Source organism: Bradyrhizobium sp. UFLA06-06, from assembly GCF_054820065.1.
The window spans coordinates 21,598-31,369 of record NZ_JADFUD010000083.1; the positions used below are offsets into that span (position 1 = coordinate 21,598).

The following is a 9,772-nucleotide window of genomic DNA, read 5'->3' on the forward strand; positions in this document are numbered from 1 at the left end:
GCCAGCTGATCTCAGGAGCATACATCCAGTTCAATAGCTGCTTTTGTTCCCGAGCTACTCCTGCGCCTTGACGCCAGGCCGCACGCTTATCCTTGCGAGCTCGCGACGCTCGTCCTCTGTCAGCTGCCAATCCTCGCACTGGCTGCAAAGCTGCGCGAAAACGTCGTGTAATTGGCTTCGGGCTACCCTGACGATCTCGGTATCGTCGAATTCGCAAGACTTCAGGAAAATTGGCAAGGTAAAACTGGTCTGACGGCTTTCGAACTGAAACGTCAGGCGAATGTCCTCGCCACGTTCATTCGGCAGAATCACCTCGATGCGTGCGATCGTAATCTCGAACATATTCATGCGCATCTCTTGCTTGGTCGACCTTGAATTGAGCTTTTCAGCGGGCGCGCGGATTCCGACGAGGTTGCTCGGATACACCGATATGAAGTCGCCCGTCCTTGAAGTTGTCAAAGGGAAGCGGCATGTCCGCAGCGTCACGGGCTCAGGCCTTTCGGGCATATTGCCGGGTTAGGCGCAGGCGCTGGCCGCAGACGTCGAGCCGATGGGCATTGTGCGAGGCCCCCTCATGCAGTCTCCCGGAAGGGCCGGCCACTCTGGAACGCGGACCTGATCTCCGTCTTCAAGGCTCCGCGTTGCGCCGGCCGCTACTATACGAAGATCTCAAGGTTCCTCACCTTGCCAGGCGATCTTTGCTCATGATCAGCGTCACGACCAGCCCCTCTTCCGACCAGTCGAATGCGATGGAGCCACCGAGTTGGGCCGCCATGCTCCGCTGCACCAATTTGCTTCCAAAGCCATCGAGCATTGCGGGAAACTTGAGAGGCGGGCCGCCCCGCTCGGTCCAGGTCACGACGACTTCGTCGCCATGGGCATTGCACGACACGTCCAAGGTGCCGCTTGCCAGCGATAGCGAACCGTATTTCGCCGAGTTCGTTGCCAGTTCGTGCAGCACAAGAGCGAGCGTTGTACTCGACATCTCGCCGACATTCATCTTCGGCACCGAAACGCGAATGCGGACGCTCGCCTCTCTTTCGTCGTAAGGCGCGAGCAAGATGGAGACGAGGTCACCAAGAAGCGCTCCTTCGCTCTTCCTTCCCGGTATGGGGCGAATGAGATCCTGTGCACGTCCCAAGGCCATCAGCCGATTTGTTAGCTCGTGGGCCATGTCTTCTTTGGTTGCGGCCGAACGCGATGTAAATTGAGTAAGCGCGGTCGCGATAGTCAGAAGGTTCTTCACGCGATGGCTCATCTCACCGGCCAGCAACTCGTTCGCTTCTTCGGCTTGCTTGCGTTGGGTAACATCGAGGAAGATGCCAAACATGGTTCGATCGGCGATGTCCGCATCGTCGCCTTGCCCGCGCGCGGAGATCCAACGGATGTCGCCGTCGAACAAGATGCGAAAGTCAATCTCGTAAGCGCCTACTATTGCGCGAGTAGCGGCAAACGCAGACCTGACCCGTTCCAGATCGGCAGGATGGATGTTCCTGGACAGGATCTCGAATGTGATGTGTTTTTCGCTCTTCGCAACGTCCCACAGGTCGTAGGCGCGTTCGTCCATCGTAATGGCGTCCGTATCCACGTTCCAGGCCCACAAGGCCACGCCGGCGGCGTCGGTCGCAGCACGCAAGTGCTTTTCATTCCAAACCGGCATCGATATCTTATCGGACGACATCCGCTTTGCTTCCATCTTGTACACCGATAACGGCTGAGGGGCGCGGTGGTGCCAGGCAGCGCATGTGAGCGGAAGAACGAGGCTTGGCGGAATCAATTTCCGTGATCGGCCCGCGCCGGCCGGCCTGCGCACTCCGACATACGCGCCGCGAGCGGATAGGAATGAGCCTTGCCTTAGTCGGCGTCCGTGATCCTGCCCTTGCCTTTGCATGACTGGCATTTCGCTGGGTAGATCTTTCGGCCCGGTTCCACCGGCTGCATCGTCGGAGCGAAGCCCGTTCCGCTGCATCCAGGGCAGGTATGCTCTTTGATCTTTAGCGTCATATCGACCTTTCAGGTTCCGCGGATCTGCGGCCACCAATTTCATTACAGATCGCGCGCTTCCATGATCGATCACGCTTCAGCGGTCCGTCCTGCTTCTCGCGCTCCTGCGCCAAGCCAAACAAGAGCGGCCCGAGTTCGGCACTGGTCGAGATCTCGGGCCGCCCGAACGGCGCGGGGGCGGCCCGCGACGCCCGGCGTCATCCGATCACATCCAGCTCGCGGTCGCTGTGCAATTTTGCTCACTCTTCGACGCGCCACTTGTTGGTCCCCACCTGCTCACGCGCCCTGATGCCGGGCACGCGAGGTAAGACCGGTCTGAGGTGCCTTCGAATTGAAACGTCGGCCGACCGTCCTCGCCGTGCTCGTTCGGCGGAATCGTCTCGATGCGTGATCTGTATGCTGAATGCATTCAGCGCATCACCTTGCTTGATCGACCTTGAAGCGACTTCCCTCGGCTTGATCTCGATCTCGATCGCGCTCGGCAGCGATGCTGCCGCGATCATACCAAATGACAACCATACTGGATCGCGATCAGCATCGCAGCGATCCAGCGAGAGGGCGAATGCTAAAGACCGGCGAGGGGGCCGACGTGCCCGACCTCCAAATGGCGATGCCACGCATCTGCAGTCGATCAATCGACCGGTCGCGCGCCGGTCAGTCCTTCCGGCCCAGCTCCGACTTCTCAATCAGAACGGCGTTCAGGAGCGAGCTATGGACCTCGATTTTTCCATTGTAGCTGATGAAGCCAAGCCTGCGGAATTTATTCATGAAGAAACTAACCCGCGATCGGGTCGCGCCGATCATTTCGGCAAGTGTTTCCTGACTGATCTTGACCCCAATAGGCTGCGGGCTGGTTTCCTTGCCGAAATTCGCGAGCAGAAGCAACAGCCGCGCCAGACGTTTTTCGCTGGAGTTGAATAGTTGGTCGATCAGATCTTCTTCGATTCGACTATTGCGCGTGAGCAGGTACGCCATGAACAATTGGGAGAACTTGGGCCTGCCTTCGAGCGCTGAAATCATTGCCAGTTTCGATATTCTAGTGATGGTGCTGTCTTCCATTGCCGTAGTCGTCGCGATACGCAATGGCTGGCCGTTGAGACAACCTTCACCAAAGAATTGTCCCGGCTCCAACATCCCGACGACGGCTTCCTTGCCCTGGTCGGAAACGACCGTGAGCTTGATCTTTCCTTTTTGAATGTAGAAAACCGCGTCCGCGACATCTCCCTGCACGAACACGTTCTGACCCTTGCCAAGCTTTGAGATCGATTTTCCTGCCCCAACCTTGGCGAGGAAGGTCTTGGGATCAAACTTGTCCTTCGCGGGCTTGGCCAAATGGACGCTCTCATTCCCTAGGTGTAATGCCCCGTGATATTAGCAGAATGTCCGCTTCGTGGAAGGCGCAGCGCGTGAGAGCGGGAACGGAAATCACATCAGGGAATTTCGGCCCGCAAGGGGGGGCCAGGTATGGACATCCCGAAATACTGCGCAGATTGCGCCCTGCGCAGGTTCGCCGGCTATCCGCGTTGCTCCACCGCTTTTTCGCGGCCGAGCGATTCGGCACAAGCCCGAGCAACGGCCGAGTTTGGCTCGGTGCTTCCCGGCATCGTGGCCCAACCTCCCTTTTCGACGAACTTGCCTTGTTCCGATACATAGGTCGCCTTCTTCATTTCGGTCAGGTTCGCCGAGGCATCAGCGGTCTGTCGAAACTTTTCAACGCAGATGGGTGTGAGAGCTGCGACGACGGCCGTCGCAGCGCGGCTTGCAGCGAGGGTCTCTGCGGACCCACCGGTCACCCAGCCGCCCCAGCTGAAGCCAACGATCGCCAGGGCCATCGCCCCAGCCACAGCACCCCACAGAACGGAGCGCGCGGTCGCCTTTGTCTCCCGGGAGATGTCCATGGTGTCGCCTTTAACTTGGAGGATCGAGATAGCCGAGGAAGTCAAGCATGTCGATCGATGGACGGCTGTACCAAATTGCTCACTCAGCCTGCGTGGAGACCATTCGGACAATTCGGATGGACACATTGCCGCATGACGTCACCTTGGGCGAAGACTTTCGCAAATCGGCTGGATCGGGTGCCCTGCGATGCTCAGACCTGTACGACCCTAGCTACATTCCTACGCAGTTGCGCGGCGAGTGCCAGCGGTCCGCGCATTCTGTTCCTTTTTGAACAGCCAGCGCTGTCCACGCGTGCTCTGTTCTTTGATTGCCTGACTTGGACTCATACTTCCGATCGGCCCGGCCCTCGTGGCCGGGCTTTTCGTTCCGGCTCCATGGATGTCTCTGTTAGCTTAGAACGGTCATCAGTCTGAGTCTGAGCAAAATCACAGCGGCCGTGCCCTTCACCGGCCGCCGCGAGAGAAAGCGAGCCGCCAATTGGCGGCCTCATCAACAAGTTCTAACCGCCGGGCTCTTCCTTGTGATCGTGCGGAGTCTTGTGATCATGCCGAGTGCCCCGATTTTCGTCAGTCTGCTCCGCATCCCCCGGCGTTTTCCCCGCCATATTTCCGGGATTGAAATGGTACTTGCCATCCGGATTCTCGCCGGGCTGCTTCTCGTTCGGGTTCTTTTTGTTAGTCATTGGACCTGTCACTCCTTGGGAAGAGCAACAATGTTGAACGGGACCGAGGTCTCTATGTTCCCATGGCTGCGATTGACCGCGTGGAACGAAAGCTCGCTCGTCGCCGTTGAGCATGACCTGCAACATTCTCATTGGCGTGAGGCGTCGTGCAGACCACTTGAGGTGTTGCACATGGCTTTTTCGCAAATACGTTCTTCGGCATTCCTGTCCGACTGTCTGGCCGCCTTCAGGCGATATCCCGCCATCGCCGCGTTTGCTGGGGCCGCTACCCTTGTGGCGGCGACGGCGATCGCGAACCGGCATTTTGCCGAGAAAGCGCAGCGTGATAACCCGCCACAGGGGCGGTTCCTCGACGTCGACGGGGTCCGTCTGCACTATGTGGAGCGCGGCAATGGCCGGCCGCTGGTTCTCTTCCACGGCAATGGCAGCATGATCCAGGATTTCGAGTCGAGCGGCCTGATCGATCTGGCAGCCGAGAATTACCGGGTCATCGTCTTCGACCGACCTGGATTCGGGCATAGCCTGCGGCCGCGAAACGTGGTTTGGACGCCGGAGGCACAGGCGGACCTGTTCAGGAAGGCATTTGATGGGCTGGGCGTTCAGCGAGCCATCGTACTCGGGCATTCGTGGGGGGCGTCGGTCGCGGTTGCGCTGGCGATAAGGCATCCTTCCTTCGTCGAAGCGCTGGTGCTGGCATCGGGATACTATTTTCCGACCGCGCGAGCCGACGCAGTGGCCTCATCTCTATCCGCTACACCCGCGCTTGGCGATATCATCAGCTACACTGTCTCACCGATCCTGGGTCGATTGATGTGGCCGGCAATGTTGCGCAAGGTGTTCGGCCCGCAACCAGTCCCCGGAAAATTCGCCGGCTTTCCGAAGGAAATGGCCGTCCGGCCATCACAGCTCCGCGCCGGTGCAGCGGAATCGACGTTGATGGTTCCCGCTGCATTTGCTTCTTCGAAGACCTACGGCGAACTCGACATGCCGACGATCATACTCGCGGGCGAGGATGATCGTTTGATCGATATCGATGAGCAATCGGCCAGGCTGCATGACGAGGTCAAGCAGAGCAAGCTGCACCGCATTGCCGGAGCCGGACATATGATCCAGCAATCTGCCACGCGAGATCTAATGGCGGCTATCGACGAAGCCGCTGCCGAGACCCTGCACTAGTCCGTCGGATGCGGCGATGCGCTGGCGCGTACCGCTCGCCATGACCGCGCAGGGATACCTGGCTACCGGCAGGACAGATTTGCGTGGAGGATGGAGGAGACCCCTTGGTTTCGCTTTCGATGTTGCCGCAGGAGCCCCCCTCGTCGCCAGGGCAGGACGCCGGCGCGTCGGAATCGGAGGCCTTGCCAACGCAGGCGGTCGACAATGTCGAGATGCCGCTGCCGTCCAGTCCGCAGACGTTCTTTCTCGGTAGCCTGTTGACACTGGCCGTCCTGGCGGCCGTGTACGTGGCAAGCTCGATCATATTGCCCGTGGTGCTCGCCTTCGTGTTGCAACTCATTCTGCAACCTGCCGTGGATCTTCTCGAGCGTATCGGCCTACCCCGTACCGTCGGCGCGCTCTTGGCGATCCTGCTGGTCGTGGGAGCGCTCGTCGGCTTTGTGGCAGCCTTGTCAGTACCCGCCGCGTCGTGGGCGGAGAAGTTGCCGGACGGCTTACCGCGCCTGGAAACTCATCTGGTCGTCCTGAAGCGCCCGATCGAAGCGCTGCAAAAGGTTGTCCAGCAGGCGGAGCACGTCGCGGACTCTCCCGGGAAAAAGGAGCCCACCGTTTCGGTTCGCCGCGATCTCGGTCTGACCGGCGTGCTCTTTGCCGGAACGCGCGCCGTGCTCGACGGCCTGTTCACGACGGTTCTGGTGCTCTATTTCCTTTTGGTCGCAGGCGACATTTTTCTGCGACGCATCGTCGAGGTGCTGCCGAATTTTGCCGACAAGAGGCAGGCCGTGGACATCTTCCAGCAGATCGAAGCGGACATATCCGCCTATCTGCTCACGATCACGGCCATGAATGCTGCGGTGGGAATAGCGACGGCGGCTGCGATGTACCTCTGCGGGCTTGGAGATCCCTTGTTGTGGGGAGCCGCTGCCTTCCTGCTCAACTACGTTCCAATTCTGGGGCCGTTGTTGGGAACCGTTATCTTCCTGCTGGCCGGAATGTTGAGTTTCGACAGCTTGTGGTGGGCCTTGCTGCCGGCGGTTCTTTACTTCTGCATCCACCTCGCCGAGGGCGAGACCCTGACTCCCATGCTGCTTGCGCGACGCTTCACCCTGAATCCCGTGCTGATCATCCTGTCGCTGGTGTTCTGGTTCTGGATGTGGGGGGTGCCCGGCGCGATCCTGGCCGTTCCAATGCTGGCCATCCTGAAGATCGTCAGCGATCGCGTCCGTCCGCTAAAGGCTTTGGGGCACGTCCTCGAAGGATAATCGCAGTATCGCGTCTCGGTGATGGATTGAGGACGTGCCGCCGGCGAGGCAAGGCCAGTGCTGGCAGGCTACGAAAGAGGCATAGAGAAGGTGAAGCGGGTCCCAGCGGAGTTCGATGCAACGGTCAAAGCGCCCCCATGGGCCTTTGCGATCTGAGAGGCGATGTAGAGCCCCAATCCAAGCCCCTGCTTGCTCGCACGAGCTTTGCCGCGGAAGAACGGTTCGAACAACTTCTCCATCACCGTTTCCGGAATCGCCTCACCCGCATTGGCGACCCAGAGTTCAAACGATCCCTTTCGCGTCTCGGCGTGAACGACGATGGGTTTGTCGGTTGCTCCGTGCGTCACCGCGTTGCCGAGAAGGTTGGAGAGGAGCTGGCCGATGCGGATGCGATCGCAGTTCACCGGCTCGTCGATGGCAAATTCGGTTTCGATGACCCGGCCGGGTGAGGCCAGTCTCAGTTCGTCGACCACCTGGGCAAGGGCAGGTTCGAGCGGCGCTCTTGCATCGCGTTCCAGGGTAATGCCGCCGCCCAGCCGACCGCGCGCGAAGTCGAGGACGTTGTCGATCATCGAGGCCATTCGCATGACCGTGGTCTGCATCATGGCGATGATCTGGTGTTCCTTTTCGCTATGGACGGTTCGGTCGAGAATTCTCGCGCCGGCGCTAATGGAGGCGAGAGGATTGCGAAGATCGTGACCGAGCACGGCGATGAACTGTTCGCGCAACTCGGAGGTTTCGTGCTCGAGCCGCAGCAGTTCTTGCGTCGCCTTCTCGGCGCCAATCGCCAATTCTCGGGCGGCCAGAAGCTCGTGCTCGTAGCGCCGCCGATCCGTCGCCTTGATCAGGGCTAGACGGATGAGCAGCAGCCTTCCTTCCGGATCGCGGCGCTCGTTCGCGTTGGCGATCATCTGCAGCGGCGTACCGGCGGCGGTCAACACGTCGATGGCGAATTCGTCGAAGGATCCCTGCATTCGGAGCAGCGGCGCGATATGGGTTTCGTAATAGATGCGGCCCGGCATGGTCAGAAAATCGCTGAAGCACTTCCCGATCATCTGTGGCGCCGTATGTCCGCTCCATTCCAGGAAGGTGAGGTTGACGTACTCGATCCGGCCGTTCGGCTGCAGGGTGACGTAACCGCAGGGCGCGTTGTCGATCATGTCCTTGAACTGGGGATCGGAGGCGCGCACTAGACAAAAGGTCGCATCGCCGCGATGACCTCTTCCGGCGCGCTCAGATTTGGGCAATGCCCGGTCGCGTCCAGGACGATCATCCGGCTGTTGGGAATATTGCGGGCGACAAACTCGCCGACCTCCGGCGGGGCGATAATATCCTCGCTGCACTGGAGAACGAGGGTCGGAAGGGAGACCTCCGCGAGGTCTTCGCGGTTGTCGGAGGTGAAGGTCACCCGGGCGAACGCTTTGGCGATTTCGGGATCCGTGCTGCAGAAGCTATTGGTTAGCTCCTGACCCAATTCCGGTCGGTCGGGATTGCCCATGATCATCGGCGCCATCTGCATCGACCAACCCATGTGGTTCGAGTCGAGAAACCTGAGCAATTCCTCGATCTGCTGAGCGCTGAACCCACCAACGTATCCATCGTCGTCGATGTAACGGGGTGACGGGCCGATGAGTACGAGCTTGCCGAACATCCCGGGGGCTTGTCGGGCGGCCAGCACGCCGATCATGCTGCTGACGGAATGTCCTACGAAGACGGAATCCTTCAATCCGAGCTCCGTGCCGATTTCGACCACGTCTTTGGCGTAGCCGGACAGGGTCGAATATTTGGCGCTGTCGTAGGCCGAGAGGTCGGAGCCGCCGGCGCCGACGTGGTCGAACACAACGGTCATGAAATCCTTTTCGAACGCGGGAGCCACAAAGCGCCACATGTTCTGGTCGCACCCGAAGCCGTGTGCGAAGATCATCGTCCGGTGGCCGGCGCCGCGAACGCGAACGTTATTTCGTTTGATTGTGCCTGCCATCAGGACTCCCTGAATCGCCCTTTATCGTGCAGTTCCTCTAACGTCGCCGGGCCGCGGTCCGGTTTGCGAGGCCTGAATGCAGTGGAGATGCCCGGTCCTGCGAGCCGATCCGGATCAGCCGGCGCGCTCGAGCATCTCGACTTTCGCTTGCTTGATTTCTTCATCCGACGCCTCCTCGATGCCCGCAATGCGGTTGCTTGCGGCCTTGGTCGCCAGGATCAATTCGTCGAGTTTCAACTGCAAGGCCAGCGTGTCGCGGTTCTGCGTTGACTGGATCAGAAAGACCATCAGGAACGTCACGATTGTCGTGCCCGTGTTGATGACGAGCTGCCAGGTATCGCTGAAGCCGAATAAGGGACCTGTGATCGCCCACACGAGTACGACGGCAACTGCCAGCAGAAAGGTCGTCGGTCGGCCGGAAATGCGCGAGGTCGCAACTGCCAGCCGGGCGAACCAATTGCCGCTTGGTTGAGCATTCGCGGACGTAGAGCCTATGGGCAGATTTGCGCGCATTGAATGATTTCCTTGGCGAAGCGGAAGCCACACCGCAGATGTCCGCAAGTCAGCTATTGGCGATCGACGGACCGCAAGGAGCGCCGTCAGCTGATGGAAGGAGGCCGTCTTTCTTTTCCCATTTGTCTGACCGCTTCGACGATGCGGTCGGGTTGGTAGGGCTTGTGCAAGGTGAGACTGCCAGGCACCGGACGGGCCTCGACGGGCGAGAAGCCGGTCGCGTAGATCACCTGCAGCCTGTCTCTTATACACATC

At 59.8% G+C, this 9,772-nt stretch carries 10 protein-coding genes; 2 read left to right on the forward strand and 8 right to left on the reverse strand.

All coding sequences use genetic code 11. The features are described from left to right. Positions 1-54 precede the first annotated feature (54 nt). The 5 genes from IF803_RS38340 to IF803_RS38360 form a co-directional block, all read right to left on the reverse strand. Complete coding sequence (locus IF803_RS38340) at positions 55-348, reverse strand: hypothetical protein (protein WP_225895068.1); 294 nt, start codon at positions 346-348, stop codon at positions 55-57. A 331-nt stretch (positions 349-679) separates the two neighbouring features. Further along, positions 680-1,681 (reverse strand): sensor histidine kinase, encoded by a 1,002-nt coding sequence (locus tag IF803_RS38345; RefSeq protein ID WP_028343608.1) that lies wholly within the window; start codon positions 1,679-1,681, stop codon positions 680-682. 977 nt (positions 1,682-2,658) lie between these two features. Continuing rightward, positions 2,659-3,336 (reverse strand): Crp/Fnr family transcriptional regulator, encoded by a 678-nt coding sequence (locus IF803_RS38350; RefSeq protein ID WP_028343610.1) that lies wholly within the window; start codon positions 3,334-3,336, stop codon positions 2,659-2,661. Between the two features lie 182 nt (positions 3,337-3,518). Next, positions 3,519-3,902, reverse strand: a complete 384-nt coding sequence (locus tag IF803_RS38355; RefSeq protein ID WP_014493209.1) for a hypothetical protein — start codon at positions 3,900-3,902, stop codon at positions 3,519-3,521. 500 nt (positions 3,903-4,402) lie between these two features. Continuing rightward, on the reverse strand, positions 4,403-4,585 hold the full coding sequence (locus IF803_RS38360) for a hypothetical protein (RefSeq protein WP_080686916.1): 183 nt from the start codon (positions 4,583-4,585) through the stop codon (positions 4,403-4,405). 171 nt (positions 4,586-4,756) lie between these two features. On the opposite strand from IF803_RS38360, the gene IF803_RS38365 reads away from it, so the two are divergent. Both IF803_RS38365 and IF803_RS38370 read left to right on the forward strand, forming a co-directional pair. Continuing rightward, complete coding sequence (locus IF803_RS38365; RefSeq protein ID WP_028343612.1) at positions 4,757-5,761, forward strand: alpha/beta fold hydrolase; 1,005 nt, start codon at positions 4,757-4,759, stop codon at positions 5,759-5,761. An 83-nt stretch (positions 5,762-5,844) separates the two neighbouring features. Continuing rightward, complete coding sequence (locus IF803_RS38370; RefSeq protein ID WP_028343613.1) at positions 5,845-7,023, forward strand: AI-2E family transporter; 1,179 nt, start codon at positions 5,845-5,847, stop codon at positions 7,021-7,023. Positions 7,024-7,091: 68 nt separating this feature from the next. Here the strand turns inward: IF803_RS38370 and IF803_RS38375 are convergent, their stop codons facing one another. The 3 genes from IF803_RS38375 to IF803_RS38385 all read right to left on the reverse strand — a co-directional run bounded on the left by IF803_RS38375 (position 7,092) and on the right by IF803_RS38385 (position 9,517). Beyond that, complete coding sequence (locus tag IF803_RS38375; protein WP_051448087.1) at positions 7,092-8,183, reverse strand: sensor histidine kinase; 1,092 nt, start codon at positions 8,181-8,183, stop codon at positions 7,092-7,094. A gap of 29 nt (positions 8,184-8,212) precedes the next feature. After that, positions 8,213-9,004 carry an alpha/beta fold hydrolase gene (locus IF803_RS38380; protein ID WP_028343615.1) on the reverse strand — a complete coding sequence of 264 codons (792 nt, stop codon included), beginning with the start codon at positions 9,002-9,004 and terminating at the stop codon, positions 8,213-8,215. Positions 9,005-9,118: 114 nt separating this feature from the next. Beyond that, positions 9,119-9,517: a low affinity iron permease family protein gene (locus IF803_RS38385; RefSeq protein ID WP_016845142.1), complete on the reverse strand. Its 399-nt coding sequence runs from the start codon at positions 9,515-9,517 to the stop codon at positions 9,119-9,121. Positions 9,518-9,772: the final 255 nt, after the last annotated feature.